This is a genomic window from Phenylobacterium sp., from assembly GCF_030693805.1.
Lineage (GTDB): Bacteria > Pseudomonadota > Alphaproteobacteria > Caulobacterales > Caulobacteraceae > Phenylobacterium.
Map to the genome: position 1 here is coordinate 1 of NZ_JAUXZW010000359.1, position 16,062 is coordinate 16,062.

Genomic DNA, 16,062 nt, shown 5'->3' on the forward strand with positions numbered 1-16,062 from the left:
GGCGCTGGCCGCGGGCGCCGCGACCGCAGGCTTCGGCGCAGGCGCAGCGTTCGCGGCCACAACGGGCGCCGGGTTGGGCTTGGATTTCGGCTTGGCCGGCGTGGTCACCGCGTAGCGCCCGACGATCTCGTCGTCGCCGGAGCGGCGCCAGTATCCCTTGCCATCCTTGCAGGCGAGGACCGTGTCGCCGCTGTAGGGCTGCCAGCGGCATCCCGGCGGCGCGGCGTCCTGGGCGTTCGCCGCCAGCGGTGCGGCCAGCACGACAGCGCCTGCCAGCCCTGCCAAGAACGAAGCGATGCGGATCATGTGCGGCCCTCCCGCGCTAAACAGGCCCGGCGCGGGCGCCTGCGTCAACAGGGATGAAACGTAACGGGAACATGCTATAGCCGCGACCATGGCCGACGACGCCGCTCTCGCCCGCGACCTGCTGCCCGACCGGTTCGCCGGTTGGTTCGCGGCCCGCGGCTGGGCGCCGCGCGCCCATCAGTTCGAAATGGTCGCCAAGGCGCGCGCCGGGCGCGACGCCCTGCTCATCGCGCCGACCGGGGGCGGCAAGACGCTGGCGGGCTTCCTGCCCAGCCTGATCGAACTGATGGAACGGCCGCCGCCGAACACCCCGCGCGGCGTCCACACCCTCTACATCTCGCCGCTGAAGGCGCTGGCCGTCGACGTCGAGCGCAACCTGATGGCCCCGATCGCCCAGATGGGCCTGCCGATCACCGCGGAGTCGCGCACCGGCGACACCGGCCAGGCGCGCCGCCAGCGGCAGCGCATCAAGCCGCCGGACATCCTGCTGACCACGCCCGAACAGCTCGCCCTGTTCTGCGCGTGGGAGGGCGCGCGGCTGTATTTCCAGGACCTCGCCTGCGTCATCGTCGACGAGATCCACGCGATCCACGCGTCCAAGCGCGGCGACCTGCTGGCGCTCGACCTCGCCCGTCTGCAGCAGTTCGCGCCGAACCTGCGCCGCGTCGGCCTCTCGGCGACCGTGGACGACCCCGACGTCATTCGCACCTGGCTGGGCTACGCGCCGGAGGATGGCGGCGGACGCGCTGTCGATCTGGTGCGCGGTCCCGCCGGCGCGCAGCCCGTGGTCGACGTGCTGTTGTCGGAAGGCCGCGTGCCCTGGGCCGGCCACACCGCCCAGCACGCGATGCAGGAGGTCTACGACGTCATCCGACGCAGCCGCACCGCGCTGGTGTTCGTCAATACGCGGTTCCAGGCGGAGTTCGCCTTCCAGGAGCTCTGGCGACTGAACGAGGACAACCTGCCGATCGCCCTGCACCACGGGTCGCTCGCGGCCGAGCAACGACGGCGCGTCGAGGCGGCGATGGCGCGGGGGGAGCTTCGCGCCGTGGTCTGCACCTCGACCCTCGACCTCGGGATCGACTGGGGCGACGTCGACCTGGTGATCCAGCTCGCCAGCCCTAAAGGCGCCTCGCGCATGGTCCAGCGTATCGGCCGCGCCAACCACCGGCTGGACGAACCCAGCCGCGCCCTGTTCGTGCCCGCCAACCGCTTCGAGATGCTGGAATGCCAGGCGGCGCGCGAAGCGATCGCCGAGAACCGCTTCGACGGCGACCCGGCGCGGGTCGGCGCGCTGGACGTACTGGCCCAGCACGTCATGGGCTGCGCCTGCTCCGAGCCGTTCGACCTGGTGGCGCTCTACGAGGAGGTACGCGCCTGCGGCCCCTACCGGGCCTTGGCCTGGGAGGACTTCGAGGCGGTGGTCGATTTCGTCTCCACCGGCGGTTACGCGCTGCGCACCTACGACCGCTTTCGCCGGATCGTGAAGGACCAGGACGGGCTCTGGCGCGTGCGCAACGCCCAGACCGCCCAGCGCCATCGGCTCAACGTCGGCGCGATCCTGTCGCCGGCCGTGCTCAGCGTGCGGCTGGCGGGGCGTCGCGGCTCCGTCGGGCGCAAGATCGGCGAGGTCGAGGAAGGGTATCTGGAGCTTCTGGAGGTAGGCGACACCTTCGTCTTCGCCGGCCAGGTCTGGAAGCTGGTGGGCGTCACCAGCCTTGACGTGCTGGTCAGCCCCGCCGCCGACAAGGATCCGAAAATGCCGTCCTGGGGCGGCTCGAAGTTCGCGCTGTCGACCTATCTGGCCCAACGCGTGCGCGAGCTGATGTACGACCAGTCGCACTGGCAGGTGTTGCCGCTCGACGTGCGCGAATGGCTGGAAGCCCAGCGCGACCGCTCGCGCATCCCTGCCGAATCCGAGATGCTGCTGGAGACGTTTCCGCGCGGAAAACGCTGGTTCATGGTCTGCTATCCCTTCGAAGGCCGCCTCGCCCACACCACCCTTGCCATGCTGCTGACGCGGCGGCTGGAGCGGATCGGCGCGGCCCCGCTGGGCTTTGTCTGCAACGACTACGCGCTGGCCATCTGGGCGCTCAAGCCGTTGGACAGCCTTGATTTCGACGCGCTGTTCGCTGAGGACATGCTGGGCGACGACCTCGAGGATTGGCTGGCCGACAGCTTCATGATGAAGCGCGCTTTCAAGGGCTGCGCGATCATCTCCGGCCTCATCGAGCGGCGCTTTCCGGGCACGGAGAAGTCCGGCCGCCAGGTGACCTTTTCAACGGACCTGATCTACGACGTGCTTCGACGCCACCAGCCCGACCACCTGCTTCTGCGCTGTGCGCGCGAGGACGCCGCCACCGGCCTGATCGATGTGGCGCGCGTGGGCCAGATGCTGGCGCGGATCCGCGGACGCATTCTTCATGCCGACCTCGATCATCTGTCGCCGTTCTCGGTGCCGATTCTGCTGGAGATCGGCAAGGAGCGGGTGCCGGGCGCGGCCGGCGAGATGATCCTCACCGAAGCCGCCGACGACCTGATCGCCGAGGCCTTGGCGTGAGCGCGGCGCCGCGTTTCGTCTACGACGTCGCGGCCAGCGCCTGCGGCGGCCTGCGCACCCTGGTGGCCGGCGTCGAGGTGCTGCTGCGGGCCAGCGGCGCGCTGTGGATCGAGAAGCGCCGCACCCTGGTCGCCGCCGACCTGCACCTGGAGAAAGGCTCGGCCTACGCCGCGCGTGGCCAGATGCTGCCGCCCTACGACACCCGCGAGACGCTCGGCCGGCTGGAGCGCGAGGCCGATGCGCTGGCGCCGGATATCATCGTCCTGCTCGGCGACACCTTCCATGACCGCGGTTCGGAGGCGCGGCTCGCCGACGACGACGCCGAACGGCTACGGAGCCTCGCTCGGCGCAGCCTGCTGATCTGGGTGGTCGGCAATCATGACGCCGACGGCCCGGCCGCCCTCCCCGGCGAGGTGGTCGACGAACTGGAGATCGAAGGCCTGCGCCTGCGCCACGAACCGCAGGACGGTCCACAGCCGGGCGAGCTCTCCGGCCACTTGCACCCCTGCGCGCGCGTCGTCGCCAGCCGCGGCAGCGTGCGCCGCCGCTGCTTCGTCACCGACGCCGAGCGCGCGGTGCTGCCGGCGTTCGGGGCCTATGCCGGCGGCCTGAACGTGCGGGATGCAGCCTTCGCGGGCCTGTTCGCCCGCCCGCCGATCGCCGCTGCGCTAGGCGCGTCGCGCGTGCACGCCGTCGGCTGGCGATCGCTGGGACCGGACTAGATCGCTCGTCGGCGCTTGACGTCGGCGGCGCTGCTTTATATCGCTTGTTAGCAATATAACTGACTGGCGATCAATGAACCTTCAAGCCGAGCCCCTCGACCGTGTGTTCGCGGCCCTGGCCGATCCCACCCGGCGCGCCATTCTGGCGAAGCTGACCGCGGGCGAAGCGACGGTGAACGAGTTGGCCGCCCCGTTCGCCCTCGCCCAGCCGTCGATCTCCAAGCACCTGAAGGTGCTGGAGGCGGCGGGCCTGGTGTCGCGCGGCCGCAGCGCCCAGACGCGTCCGGTCCGGCTGAATCCCGCCGCCCTCGCTCAGGTCGACGGATGGCTGGGCGACTACCGGGGGTTTTGGGAGCAGAGCTTCGATCGCCTCGAGGCTTACGTAAAAGACCTGCAGCAACCGGAGAAGCCCCGATGAGCGACGAGCCCGAAGCCGCGCGCACCCTGGTCGTCACCAGGGTCTTCGACGCCCCCGCGCGTCTGGTCTTTCTGGCCCACAGCAAACCTGAGCACGTGATCCGCTGGTTCGGACCGGTCGGTTGGCCGCTGACCATGTGCGAGATGGACTTCCGCGTCGGCGGCCGGTTCCGGTTCGCCATGACCGGCGAGAGCGGCGTGCAGAACCCGCCATTCGGCGGCGAGTACCTGGAGATCGTCCCGGACCGCAGGATCGTCTACGACAACGCCTTCGAGGCGCCGGGCTCGCCGCGCATGGTCACCGCCCTCGACTTCGACGAGACGGACGGCAAGACCACGCTCACCATGACCACGGTGTTCGAATCCCAGGCCATGCACGACGAGTACGTCGGCGTCGGCATGGAGGACGGCATCAACTCCGGTCTCGACCAGCTCGCCGACGTGGTCGCGGCGTTGAAGGGCGCCTAGGGCGCGGCCTGGGCGTAGACGATCGAGTGGTAGAGCCGGCCGTTCGCCTCGAATGTGAAATCGCGCGTTGGCTGGCGCGCCATGCCCAGCCTCACCATCACCGCCTGGGAGCGCAGGTTGTCGCGCGCCGTGAAGGCGATGATCTCGCCGAAGCCGCGGTGGCGAAAGCCGTTCGTCGAAAACCGCGCGCGCCGCCTCGGTTGCGTATCCATGTCCCCACGCGCTTCGCACTAGCCGCCAGCCGACTTCGACACCTGTCCCCAGCGAGACATGGCGCTCATGTATGGGCAGGATGCCGACGTAACCCACGAAGCCGCCGTCGCGCGTTTCTACCGCCATCCGGCCATATCCCAGTCTAGCGAAGGCCTCGACGTAGCGTTCGAGCTTGGCGTCGCTCTCAGCGCGCGTGAACGGCGCACCGTAGTCGCGCATCACTTCAACGTCAGCATGCAACGATCACCATCGGATGGCAGCCAAGGTCTGAGGATTAGGCGGTCGGTCGTGATGATCATCGCCGCAGCGTCTAGAGCCTGAGCGCCTTCTCCAGCGCCATGGCCAGCGAGATGCAGGCGCCGGCTGTCAGCGTGGTCGAAAGTCGGGGATAGCGGGCGGGCACGTCTGGCGCCGCGTGATCGAACAGCCACTGCAGCATGAACGCCGCCATGAATCCGCAGATCACCAGGGCGGCGCCCATCTCCGCTCGTCCCATGACCAGCAGCCAGGCGGCGATCGGCGATATCACCGAGGCGGCGAGGCGCCCAGCGCGCGGATCCTCGCGCCCGCTCTCCAGGCCCCACCGCACGCCGCCGAGGAAACTGAGGACGACGGCCGACCAGGTCAGGATGGTGGTCAGCGCGCCGGGGCCAAGATCGCTGGGCGCAAAAGCATAGATCAGCGCCGAGACCGGAAACGGAAGCAGCGCCAGGACGGCGATGATCCATAGCGGTGCGGGTGCAGGACGGGCTTCCATCGTCGGTTTCGGCTCCGTGTCAGGGGAGTTTCGGGTCTCGACGGGACGTTTCACGCCCGGGCGCAAGCTTCACCTGGAACCATGGCCCGCGTGGTGCGCCCAGGTAAAGACCCCTGCGACAACATGCCGGATTCGGACGATCAGCGGGTGAAGACGGCGAGACGCGCGATCGTCACCTCATCCAGGGCGCCGGTGGCCACGAAGCCCTGGTCGCGTTGGTAGGCGGCGATGGCCATCTGCAGGGCCGGCGAGGATGAACCGTCGCGGGGGCCCTGGTAGTAACCGAGCCGCGACAGCGCCCGTTGGGCGGTCATCACCGCGGCGCTCGGCGCGCCGGTCGCGGCCACGGCTGTCACGCCGGCTTCCGCCGGGCGATAGCCGGCGGCGCTGCGTTCGGCGACGCTGCGGCCTTCCGGCGTCAACTTGGCGCGGGCCCGGGCCGCGCTGCTGCGCGATTCCCCGTCGCCCGTGCGCGCGGCGATCAGATACCACTTGTACGCCTCGGCGGCGTTCTGGCTGACGCCGATGCCTTCCTCGTAGAGCCGGCCCAGGTTGTACTGGCTGTCCACCAGGCCCAGGTCAGCGGCCTTGCGGAACCACTGAGCGGCGAGGGCTGCGTTCTTGGCGCCGCCGCCCGTGCCTTCGAAGTAGTAGAGAGCGAGGTTGTGCATCGCCTTGCGATCGCCGCCGGAGGCTGCGCGCTCGGTCCAGCGACGGGCTTCGGCGAGGTCGCGCGGCAAGCCGGCGCGTCCCTCTTCATAGACCTTGGCCAAATAGAGCTGCGCCGGCGCGTGGCCGAGGTTGGCCGCCTTGCGCAGTTGCTCCAGGCCGCCCGGCGCCTTGGCGTCGATCGCCGCGACGGCTGCGGAATAGAGCGCACCCAGGTCGACATCGCTCTGCGCGGCGGGCGCGACGGAGGCGACCTCGCGCGGCGCGAGCGCGACAGCGGCGCGCGGGTTGGGACCGAACGGGTCAAGCGCTTCGTTTTCGGACTTGGCGATCGGTTGACCGACCTGGTCGCGCGCCGCGGCGACACGCTTGGGGGCCGCACCCTGCGGAGCGCCCTCCATAAGCACGAAACCGGCCGCGCCGACGCTCAGGAACGCCGCGCCGCCCGCCACCAGCAGCGCCGTCTGCAGGGTCGAACCGCCGCCCTTGCCGCGATTAAAACGCAGCCCGGCGAAGAGCGAGGCGCCGGGCGCCTTCCTGGCCGAAGGAGACTTAGCTGCAGGGTCCGCCGCCGACGCGGTGTCGCCCGACGCCGGCTTGATGATCTTTTCCTTGGACGTCCAATCCTTGCGGGTGCGTGCTTCGCCGCCTTGCGAAGCCAGGCGCGCAGCCGCGCGCGCCTGTTCGATGACTTCGCGCGTAGTCAGCGGGCGTTCGACCTGGGCGACGCCTTCGGGCTCCACCTCAGGTTCAACGGCAGCCTCGATCTCTGCGTCGGGGTCGGCGAGCGCCTCGGCCGGCGCAGCGTCCCACGCAAGGCCAGCCCGTTCGTCCGCCGGCTCAAGATGGACGGGGTCGAGCGTCACCGGCTCGAGATCCACCGGCGTCGGATCGAACGCGGCGGTCTCGGTCGCCGCCGCCGATGTCAGTTGATCGTCGGGCGGCGCCGTTGGCACATCCAGGTTTGCGGCATGCGACCACTCCGAATCCGCATCGTCATGGACCTGCGGACCGGCCAGCACGGTGTCGGGCGCGCGTTCGGCGATGGTCGGATCGGATTCCGGCGCGGCCTCAGCGGAGGATTTAGCCTCCTCGGCCTCGAAGATGTCGGCCGGCTGGAACGCATCGCCGTCAAAGCCGGCGGGCGTAGGATCGAGGTCTTCGTCGGCGAAATCGGTGGGCGCCAGGCGTTCGGCGGAGAATGGCGCCACGTCGGCGCCATAAGCCGCTACCCCGGCCAGGCCATCGGGCTCCGGCGGCCCCAACGGCGGGAAGGGTTCGCGTCCGTAGATGGCGGCCGCGGCGTAGGACGCCGGCCCGCGCGACTGGGATTCCGCCAACCGTTCGTCGATCTTGGCGCGGGCCTCGTCGAGCAGGCGCGCGGTGCGCTGTTCGCTGAGCCGGATGCGTTCGGCGAGGTCTTCCGAAGCGCGGTCGTGACGGGCGCTGATCTTATCGGTGACGCGCACGACCTGGTCGCCGACCTCGTCGATGGCCTGGGCGGACCGGCGCTCGGCGGCGCTGATCCGTTCGCCGAGGCGTTCGGTCATGCGGGCGATCTCAGCGCCCAGCTTTTCCAGCGCCTGAGCGTGGACCGCATCGGTGCGGCCGAGCCGGCTCTCGACGGTCTGCGCCAGGCGCGCGACTTCGCCGCCCACGGTGTCCATGACCTCGACGCTGCGGGTCTCGGCCTTCTGGACGCGGCGGTTGAGGCTGTCGGCCATGGCCAGCACTTCGCGGCCCATGGTCCCCACGGCCAGCGCCTGGCGCTGCTCGGCCAGGCGGACCTGCTCGCCGATCTCGGCAAGCTTGGATTCCACGCGCTCGATGCGGGCGTCGGGGGCCACGCGGAGTTGCTCGGCGATCTCGCCGCGCACGCCTTCGACGCGGCGGGTCAATTCATCGGCCAGGCGTTCGAGGCGTCGTTCCACGCCAGGGGCGCCGGCCTGCTCCACCCCGCCCAGCCGGGCGTCCAACGCGGCCAGCGAGTTGCGCAGGCTCTGCAGGGCCTCGGCGGTCTTGCCCTCCGCCTCGTTCAGCCGCTGGAACTGTTCGCTGTTGCGGCTTTCGCCCTCGTAGAGCTGCGAGGCGACCTTGCCGAGCGTTTGCTCGATGACATGCAGGGCTTCGGGCGAGCGCGGCCCCGCGGCGTCCTGCTCCAGCCGGCGCATGCGCTCGGTGAGCCGGCTCTGGCCGTCCTGAATGTCCTCGGCCAGCCCTTCGAAGCGGGCGGCGACGGCGACGTGTTCGCGTTCGGCCGACTCGATACGGGCGACCGCCTCGCGCACGGAATGTTCGACGCCGGTGATCACCAGGCCGGTGCGAGTCTCGGAGGCTTCCAGGCGTTCCGACAGCCTGTCGAAGGCGCCGGCGACCCGGTCGAGCTCGTCGGAGGGGTGTTCTACGGTTTCAAAGCGTCCCGGCCCGGCCTGCGCCGCGCGCGGCACTTCGACATAGCGGGAGGGGCGACCGGCGAATTGCGCCTCGGAGGTGACCTCCTCGGGCGTCTCGTCCTCGAGGATCATCCGGTTGAGCCATTCGCCCAGCGTCATGCCGGAACGACGCGCAAGGTCCTTCGCGACCTCACGGGCCTTTGGGTCGATCCCTTTGACGCTCCAGGGCGTCCCAGACGTCATCGAATCGTTCTCCAGGCTCGTCTTGACGCTACCCACCGATTCCTGGGGTGTAAACGCGACGTTATCGCTAGATGTTGTGTTGGCCATATGAGCTGTGGACGACAGCGGCCCCACCACCGCATAGGCCACATCCGAATCACGTTTATGGTTAAGCGGCCATTAAGACTTCCCGCGGCCTCGGTGGGGATCACTGCGCGAGAACTCGATGGATCTGCCGATCACCCTGGCGCTGACAGCCGTGACGCTGGCCTTCGCCATCGGTTGCGGCTGGATGGGCGCGCGACCGCCGAACCCCGCCCGTGGACCGCGCCTGCTGCCCTACCGGTTCATGATGCTGCTGGCGGCGGCGATCCTGCTCGTCTTCCTCGTGCACCTGGTCAATCTGATGGGCGTCACCACCGGGCGCTGAACGCGGCTCAGGCGGCGTCCGGCAGGGCGGCCGCCTCCTCCGGGCGCTTGGGCCTGCGCGCCAGCCCGGCCATACCGCCCGACGACATCAGGCCCACGTCGGCCAGCGCCAGCGGGATGGCCCAGCGATTGGGCGCGGCGATATAGCGCGGCTGCCAGGTGGGGTCGTACTTCTCCTTGTACCGGCGCACGCCCTGGAAATTGTAGATCTCCTCGCCGCGCTCGAACAGCAGCCGGCCGACCCGCGACATCATCGGCGCCAACGGCCTGTCGTCGAGCCCGGCCAGCGGGGCCATGCCGAACTCGAACGCGGTGTAGCCTTCCGCCCTGCCCCATTCGAGAAGCTCGACGAACAGGAAATCCATGATGTTCTTCGGCGCGTCCTCGGCATAGCGCATCAGGTCCATGGAGAAGGCGCCAAGCGTCGCCGTGGTCCACAGGGTGGCGAACGCCACGATGCGCCCCTCGAAGCGCGCCACCGCCACCGGGAATTCCGCCACATAGGCCGGCTTGAACCCGCCCATGGTGAAACTCTTCTCGCCGCCCGCATGGTGGGACAGCCATTCCTCGGAGATCGCGGCGAGCTCGGCCATGGCCGCCTCGACGCTGGCCCCTCTGAGCACCTCGAAGCTGCAGCCGTCCTCGCCCGCCTTGCGCCAGGCGCGCCGCAGGTTGCCGCGCCGGCGGCCCTCGATGCTGAAGGTCTCCAATGGCACGGCGGCGGACTCGCCCACCTTCTGGATGGTGAAACCCAGCTCGACGATGTCGGGCAGATCGTCGGCGGCGATATTGTACATGGCCGGCCTCGCGGCGTGGGCGTCGGCCAGTTCGCGGAATCGCCACAGGAGCTCGAGCCGCTCGTCACGGCGGCCGACCGGCGCGCCCATGGCGATCCAGGCGCGACCGCGCACGCCGAACATCAGGAAACTCTCCCCCGAGGAGGAAAACAGGAAGCGCTTATCGCCCAACAGCGCCAGGTTCGAGCCGGGTTCGGCCTCTTCCGCTTGGGCCAGGATCGCACGCACCTTGGCGTAGTCGGGATCGGCCTCGCCGACCACGCGCGGCGGAGCCGCGGTCGCCGCCAGCCGCCAGACCCCGAAGGCGAACAGCGCCACCGCTGCGCCCGCCCAGGCGCGAATGGCCCGGGCCGCGTCGTCGTCCACCATCACCCGCCACCAGGGCTGGTCGGCATAGTCGGCGTGCTGGAACGACCACAGGCCGATCAGGCCTGCGCCCAGCAGCACGGCGACGCTGGAGACCAGCCAGCCCGGCGTGATCTCCATGCGCGACAGCCGCGCCTGGCGGGTGAAGGCGCCATGCAGCGGCGCCAGCAGCAGCGCCAGCAGGCTGAGCGCAGCCGTCTCCTCCCAGACGAAGCCCTTGAGCAGCGCCAGCGGGGCCGCGACCAGCAGCGACACCATGGTCGCCGCCCAGGCCGCATCGAGCCGCGCGCGAACGCCGAACGCCAGCAGCACGAGCGCCAGGCCGATCACGCTGGACAGGAAGTGGCTGACCTCGATCAACAGAACCGGCGTGATCTGCATCAGGCGGATAAAGCGACCGGGTTCGGAGGGCGTCGCTCCAGAGGCGAGCAGCATCAGGCCCGCCGCCATGGTCAGCGCCGCGCCCAGGTTCGGGGCCACGCTGTAGACCGCCGGCTTCAATTCACGCAGGAAACGCATCTGTCGCCGCAAAGCCGTTGTCGAGGCGAACGCTTATATCCCGATTTGCCCTGGTCGCACCGCTCGCCTGCCGAGCTGGCGGATTCGACTCACGTCAGCGCAATTGATCGTTGACCTTCAGCAGCATAGGTTCTGCGCTGACATCGAATCTGCCTGGGGCCAATCATAATGCGTGCACTTTCCTCAGCAGCCGTGGCCCTGGGCCTGGCCGCATCACTTCTCACAGCCGTCCCGGCGAACGCCCAATACGGCATGGACAAGAAACAGCCCAAGAACGCTGCGACCCCGGAGCTGCCGCGTTGCGCCAAGCCCCTGGGCACCGCGGCGATCCAGGAGCCGGAGAACCGCTGGTGGACCCAGCTCGGCCTCTCCAACCCAGAGGCGCTGCTGAAGCTGTTCGCCGCGCGGTCCAACTGCCTGCGGATCGTCGATCGCAATGGCGGGCTGGCCATGCGCAACACCGAAACCGCGTTGGGCGCCTCGGGCGACCTGCGCCGCGGCTCCAACATCGGCAAGGGCCAGGTGGCCTCGGCCGACTTCTTCATCGTGCCGGACATCGCCAACTCCGACTCCAATACCGGGGGCGCTGCGATCGGCGCGATCGCGGGTTCGTTCCTGCCGGGCGGCTTTGGTACGCTGGCGGCCGGCCTGCGCACCAAGAAGGCCCAGGCCCAGGCGCTGATCACCCTGGTCGACGCACGCTCCACCGAGCAGCTCTATGTCGCCGAGGGCGTGGCCCAGAAGACGGACATCTCGTTCGGCGGCGGCGGCGGCGGCTTTGGCACCACCGGGTTCGGCGCGGCGGCCGGCGGCGGCTATGCCGACACCGACATCGGCAAGGTGATCACCGCGGCCTACTTCAACGCCTTCGTGAACCTGATCGGCTATCTGCAGACCTCGGCGCCCACCGGCGCGGAGGCCTCGACCAACGCCGGCATCCAGGCTTATCAGGCCAAATCCAACGTTGTGCTGCGCAAGAACCCCTCACCCAGCGCCGGCGCCGTGCGCAGCTTCGCGCCGGGCGACCTCGTCTATCCGACCGGCCAGAAGAACGGCATCTGGTGGGAAGTCGACGACGAGAACGGCAATCGCGGCTGGGTCTCTTCCGCGATGATCAGCACGCGCTGAGTGCGGAGCCGGTCGGCTCAGGCCGACCGGCTCCGCCACAGTCGTTTCGGAACCGCGCCTGGGCGGGTGGGTTGACTTCGGACCCCCGAAGCAACCCAGCGAGCGCCGTTATGACCAGCGAAAGCATTAACCGAAGCGAAGCCGAGAAGCGTCTCTGGAACGAGTTCGGCGGTCACCGCACTGTGATGCTCGGCCTCGACGGCGGCGATGCGCACTTCCAGCCCATGACCGCCTTCGCCGAGCCTGACAGCGGGACCATCTGGTTCTACGCGCGGGCCGATGGCGATCTGGCCCGCCATGCGGGCGGCGGCCAGGCCGCGACGATGATCTTACAGACCAAGGACCTGCATGCCTGCCTCGACGGTCAGCTCAGCGTCCAGGCCGACCGAGCACGCATCGACAAGTACTGGAGCCCGGTCGTCGCAGCCTGGTACCCGGAAGGCAAGGACGACCCAAACCTGACCATGCTGCGTCTCGACGCGGCCGACGCCCAACTCTGGATCACGGAAGCCGGGCCGGTGAAATTCATGTGGGAGATCGTCAAGGCGAACGCCACGAAGAGCACGCCGGACCTGGGCGAGCGCACCGATATCAGCCTGCACTGATCGTTCACGCCAAGCGCCCCGTCCGCCGCCCCGTCGCCACCGCGCGACGGGGCGGTTTGCATTTGAGCGCGTGCAGTATGCGCCAACACCTCCGCTTCGAGCGATGGGGCGCTTTCAGGTGTTGATGAGAATCATTAGCTGACATCCGCCTAATGTTGAATCGACTGATCTTTTTCACGCCTTGATGAAACATGCGAAGGTTTATCGGATTGCGCGCCTCCATGCGTCGAGTTCTCGACAGTCTTTGAGTGCGAGGATCGATAACCTGCAACGTATGCCGTGCGTCGGCGTTCGATTCCCCGATGGACGGAACTCTGCAAGCCTTGCAAAACCGACTGCTCGCCAGCCTTTCGCGCGACGATATGGCCTTGCTCGCGCCCCATCTGAGTGTCGTGAACCTGGAGCGTGGGCGGCTGTTGCACGACCCAGGCGACAAGATCGACGCCGTCTACTTCCCGCACGACGGGGTGATCTCGCTGATGACCCTGATGGACAGCGGCGCAGCGATCGAGAGCGCCACCATCGGCTGCGAAGGCGCGTTGGGTTTGATGGCTGCAGTAGGTCCGCGCGAGGCCCTGAGCCGCGCGATCGTACAGACGCCCTGCAAGGCGGAGCGCATCAGCGTCCATCACATCCACGAGGCCTGGGAGCGCAGTCCGCGCTTGCGCGACCTCGTCGATCGCCACACCGAGGCGCTGTTTGGCCACGCCATCCAGTCGGTGGCCTGCAACGCCCTGCATTCGGTGGAGGCGCGGTTCGCGCGCTGGCTGCTCACCTGTCACGACCGCATTTCGTCGGACAGGATCGCGCTGACCCAGGAATTCCTCGCCGACATGCTGGGCGTGCAACGCACAACCGTCACAGCGGTGGCCCGCGGCCTGCAGACCAAGGGGATGATCCGCTATCGCCGCGGCGTGGTGGACATCATCGATCGCCAGGCGCTCGAGAGCGTCACCTGCGAGTGCTATGGGGTCGTGCGACGGACCTACGAGCGATTGCTGCCCTGAGCCTGGAACGGGAAGCGCAGGCGCGCGGCCACGCCGGCGCTTGGATCAAGCGAGAATTCGCCGCGCACCTGGGCGCAGAGACTTCGCACGAACCACAGGCCGAAACGTTCGCGGCCCGTCGCCGAGGCGGGATCGAAGCCCTGGCCATCGTCGCTCACCAGCAGTTCGCAGCTCTCGGGACCAGGCCGAGACAGGCGGATCCGCACCGTCCCGCCTGCGTCCGGCACGCCATGGGTGAGTGCATTGCCGACCAGCTCCTGGACGATCAGAGCCAGGGTCGAGGCCGCCTGATCCGGCACAACCAGCGGTTCGACCTCAAGCACGACCTCAGCGGGGCGCAACCCGTGACGGCGGCGCCAGATCGGCGCCATTTCCGTCAGATAGGCGGCGAAATCTATGCCCTCCGGGGTTCGCTTCTGTTCGAGGCCGCCGATCGATCCGATGGCGTCGGCCAGCCACAGCAACTGGCGCTTGGCCTCGGGTTCCGCTGAACGCTGACTGCGCATGCGCGCCAGCGCCGCCAACAACTGCAGCGTGTTCGCCGTGCGATGGCGGGCTTCGGCCACGCCGATGGTCTGGTCGTCATGCGCCATGTTCGCGGTGGCCCTACCACCCCAAGTCCAAGCTGATCGTCGCTGTGTCCGCGTCTGCTTCTGTCACGGTTGCGACAAGATGCTCGGGAACGGGCGGGCAGTTATCCCTTGCCGGCGCGCGGTTGGAAGCGGCGTGCGCCGCGTTCGAGCGGACAATGCGGCGGCGGCCAAGGCGCACCATTCGAACGCGCTCGGAAACCCGCGATTCTTGAAGTGCTTAGGCGACGCATTCGCAGACCGCGACGTAAGGGATGCGACCCCAGGCCGCAGGCGCCCGACGTCCGTGGATCGGCGCCCGGGTTGGCGTCAAGCCAATTTTACCCGGAAGATATTGCATTCTATTTTACCCGGATATATTATGCTCGTCATGAACACGCCGCTGATCTCAGCCGAGCCGGACGCCGGTCCCTTCGCCGTCTTCGCAGGTACGCGCCTCGTCGCTCACGGCCTGCTGCCGCAGGTTGTCACCGCCGCCAAGGTCGCGTTGGACAACGGCGAGACGTCGAGCCTGCTGATCTTCGATGACGCCACTGGCCGCCAGGTCGAGATCGACATGCGCGGGACGCTCGACGAGGTGATGCGCCGACTAGCGCCCGCCGCCGTCCCCCGCGGGCCTGGGCGTCCGAAGATGGGCGTGGCGGCGCGCGAGGTGACCTTGTTGCCGCGTCACTGGGAGTGGCTGGCCGCCCAGCCCGGCGGTGCATCCGCGGCGTTGCGTAGGCTGGTGGAGGTCGCGCGACGGGCCGACGAGGGCCCTGGGCGCAGGCGGGCGGCGCGCGATGCGCTTTACCGCTTCATGTCGTCGATGGGCGGCGACCAGCCCGGCTTCGAAGAGGCGACGCGGGCGCTCTTCGCCGGCGACGCCGCGGCGTTCGAGCGTCACGTCGCAGCTTGGCCGACGGACCTGCGCGGTCACGTCATGCGGCTCGGCGAGGCGGTGTTCTAAAGCGCGGCGCTCACGGCCAGCAGGAACCCCACTTCGAACACCTGCTCAATGGCGCCCAGCACGTCGCCTGTGCAGCCGCCGATCAGTCGCCGCACCATCCAGGCCAGCGTCAACGCCAGAGCCGCCCCTCCAAGCACGCCGAGGACGAAGGCCGGAGGCGCGATCAGCAGCGGCCACGCCGCCAGGGCCAAGGCGAGCGCCGCCTCGCCGCGCGTGACGCCGATCGGGGCCGGCTTCCGCTTGGCGGCGTCACGGTCGCCCACATACGGAAGGGAGGTCATCGCGAGGACGGCCGCCCCGCGCGCGCAGCCGTGGTAGACGATCAGCGCCAGAGCCCCGCTCGCCGGCGGCACGACCGCCAGCGCGGCGACCTTGAGCGACAGGGCGAGGCCCAGCGCCAGTGCGCCGTACACGCCGATCCGGCTGTCCTTCATGATCTCCAGACGGCGGGTCGGATCGCCGCCGCCTCCGAGCCCGTCCGCGGCGTCCGCCAGCCCGTCCTCGTGGAAGGCTCCGGTGACCAGGACGCCCGCGGCGATCGCCAGCAGCGCCGGGAGAACGCCCTGCCAGACCTGCGACGCCGCCCAGAATACCACCGCGCAGATCAGGCCGACCAATTGGCCGACGAGCGGGAAGTAACGGGCGCTGCGCGACACCCAGTCAGGCTGGAACCCCGCAAGCCGGGGGGTCGGCAGGCGCGTGAGGAACTGCACGGCGCAGATCAGCAGGTCGCGCTCGCGCGCCATCAGATCCGACCCGCCAACACGTCCTCCAGGCTCGCCACCTCGCCGAGCAATCCCGCCGCAGCGCGCACAAGCGGCGCCGCCAGCAAGGCGCCGGCGCCCTCCCCCAGACGCATCGCCAGGTCGAGAAGAGGTTCGGCCTCCAGCCCTCGAAGCATCACTGCGTGGCCACGCTCGGCGGAGCGGTGGGCGAAGACGCAAT

17 protein-coding genes and 1 pseudogene are annotated in these 16,062 nt (G+C 69.1%); 9 read left to right on the forward strand and 9 right to left on the reverse strand.

The annotated features are described in order from the left end of the window. Window positions 1-306, reverse strand: a 306-nt coding sequence (locus tag Q8M88_RS14345) for a hypothetical protein (RefSeq protein WP_305597839.1), incomplete at its 3' end; no start/stop codon positions are given. Window positions 307-394: 88 nt separating this feature from the next. Here Q8M88_RS14345 and Q8M88_RS14350 point away from each other — a divergent pair. From Q8M88_RS14350 to Q8M88_RS14365, 4 genes are all read left to right on the forward strand, one after another. Further along, window positions 395-2,866, forward strand: a complete 2,472-nt coding sequence (locus Q8M88_RS14350; protein ID WP_305597840.1) for a ligase-associated DNA damage response DEXH box helicase — start codon at window positions 395-397, stop codon at window positions 2,864-2,866. Further along, entirely contained in the window at window positions 2,863-3,588 is a 726-nt protein-coding gene (gene pdeM / locus Q8M88_RS14355; protein WP_305597841.1) for a ligase-associated DNA damage response endonuclease PdeM, read from the forward strand. Before Q8M88_RS14350 ends, pdeM begins: the two co-directional genes overlap by 4 nt. Window positions 3,589-3,661: 73 nt before the next feature. Then, window positions 3,662-4,006 (forward strand): helix-turn-helix transcriptional regulator, encoded by a 345-nt coding sequence (locus Q8M88_RS14360; RefSeq protein ID WP_305597842.1) that lies wholly within the window; start codon window positions 3,662-3,664, stop codon window positions 4,004-4,006. Further along, window positions 4,003-4,473: an SRPBCC domain-containing protein gene (locus Q8M88_RS14365; RefSeq protein WP_305597843.1), complete on the forward strand. Its 471-nt coding sequence runs from the start codon at window positions 4,003-4,005 to the stop codon at window positions 4,471-4,473. The genes Q8M88_RS14360 and Q8M88_RS14365 overlap by 4 nt, the downstream gene beginning before the upstream one ends. Here the strand turns inward: Q8M88_RS14365 and Q8M88_RS14370 are convergent. The 4 genes and pseudogenes from Q8M88_RS14370 to Q8M88_RS14380 all read right to left on the reverse strand — a co-directional run bounded on the left by Q8M88_RS14370 (window position 4,470) and on the right by Q8M88_RS14380 (window position 8,784). Beyond that, the gene (locus tag Q8M88_RS14370) at window positions 4,470-4,685 is read right to left on the reverse strand and encodes a GNAT family N-acetyltransferase (protein WP_305597844.1); all 216 of its coding nucleotides are present in this window, start codon (window positions 4,683-4,685) and stop codon (window positions 4,470-4,472) included. The two genes, Q8M88_RS14365 and Q8M88_RS14370, sit on opposite strands and share 4 nt — an antisense overlap. 22 nt (window positions 4,686-4,707) lie before the next feature. Further along, a pseudogene (locus tag Q8M88_RS17745) lies at window positions 4,708-4,905 on the reverse strand (hypothetical protein); the annotation flags it as partial. A gap of 91 nt (window positions 4,906-4,996) precedes the next feature. Next, on the reverse strand, window positions 4,997-5,443 hold the full coding sequence (locus tag Q8M88_RS14375; protein WP_305597845.1) for a DUF3429 domain-containing protein: 447 nt from the start codon (window positions 5,441-5,443) through the stop codon (window positions 4,997-4,999). Window positions 5,444-5,583: 140 nt separating this feature from the next. Then, window positions 5,584-8,784: a peptidoglycan-binding protein gene (locus Q8M88_RS14380; protein WP_305597846.1), complete on the reverse strand. Its 3,201-nt coding sequence runs from the start codon at window positions 8,782-8,784 to the stop codon at window positions 5,584-5,586. 169 nt (window positions 8,785-8,953) lie between these two features. Between Q8M88_RS14380 and Q8M88_RS14385 the strand changes: the two genes are divergently transcribed. Further along, window positions 8,954-9,157, forward strand: coding sequence for a hypothetical protein (locus tag Q8M88_RS14385; RefSeq protein ID WP_305597847.1), 204 nt, complete (start codon window positions 8,954-8,956; stop codon window positions 9,155-9,157). A 7-nt stretch (window positions 9,158-9,164) separates the two neighbouring features. Here Q8M88_RS14385 and Q8M88_RS14390 read toward each other — a convergent pair whose 3' ends face one another. Next, window positions 9,165-10,838 (reverse strand): GNAT family N-acetyltransferase, encoded by a 1,674-nt coding sequence (locus Q8M88_RS14390; protein ID WP_305597848.1) that lies wholly within the window; start codon window positions 10,836-10,838, stop codon window positions 9,165-9,167. A gap of 168 nt (window positions 10,839-11,006) precedes the next feature. Here Q8M88_RS14390 and Q8M88_RS14395 point away from each other — a divergent pair, with 168 nt between their 5' ends. The 3 genes from Q8M88_RS14395 to Q8M88_RS14405 all read left to right on the forward strand — a co-directional run bounded on the left by Q8M88_RS14395 (window position 11,007) and on the right by Q8M88_RS14405 (window position 13,578). Then, complete coding sequence (locus tag Q8M88_RS14395) at window positions 11,007-11,966, forward strand: CsgG/HfaB family protein (protein ID WP_305597849.1); 960 nt, start codon at window positions 11,007-11,009, stop codon at window positions 11,964-11,966. 110 nt (window positions 11,967-12,076) lie between these two features. After that, a complete protein-coding gene (locus Q8M88_RS14400; RefSeq protein WP_305597850.1) occupies window positions 12,077-12,571 on the forward strand; it encodes a pyridoxamine 5'-phosphate oxidase family protein in 495 nt (164 codons plus the stop codon). Between the two features lie 302 nt (window positions 12,572-12,873). Further along, a complete protein-coding gene (locus Q8M88_RS14405) occupies window positions 12,874-13,578 on the forward strand; it encodes a Crp/Fnr family transcriptional regulator (RefSeq protein ID WP_305597851.1) in 705 nt (234 codons plus the stop codon). Here the strand turns inward: Q8M88_RS14405 and Q8M88_RS14410 are convergent. Beyond that, window positions 13,557-14,171, reverse strand: a complete 615-nt coding sequence (locus Q8M88_RS14410; RefSeq protein ID WP_305597852.1) for a sensor histidine kinase — start codon at window positions 14,169-14,171, stop codon at window positions 13,557-13,559. The two genes, Q8M88_RS14405 and Q8M88_RS14410, sit on opposite strands and share 22 nt — an antisense overlap. 358 nt (window positions 14,172-14,529) lie before the next feature. Here Q8M88_RS14410 and Q8M88_RS14415 point away from each other — a divergent pair, with 358 nt between their 5' ends. Next, window positions 14,530-15,117: a DUF2239 family protein gene (locus Q8M88_RS14415; protein ID WP_305597853.1), complete on the forward strand. Its 588-nt coding sequence runs from the start codon at window positions 14,530-14,532 to the stop codon at window positions 15,115-15,117. Here Q8M88_RS14415 and cobS read toward each other — a convergent pair. Together cobS and Q8M88_RS14425 are read right to left on the reverse strand one after the other, a co-directional pair. After that, window positions 15,114-15,863, reverse strand: a complete 750-nt coding sequence (gene cobS, locus Q8M88_RS14420) for an adenosylcobinamide-GDP ribazoletransferase (protein WP_305597854.1) — start codon at window positions 15,861-15,863, stop codon at window positions 15,114-15,116. The two genes, Q8M88_RS14415 and cobS, sit on opposite strands and share 4 nt — an antisense overlap. Next, window positions 15,863-16,062: nicotinate-nucleotide--dimethylbenzimidazole phosphoribosyltransferase (locus Q8M88_RS14425; RefSeq protein ID WP_305597855.1), on the reverse strand; the 200-nt coding region annotated here is incomplete at its 5' end. The genes cobS and Q8M88_RS14425, both read right to left, overlap by 1 nt.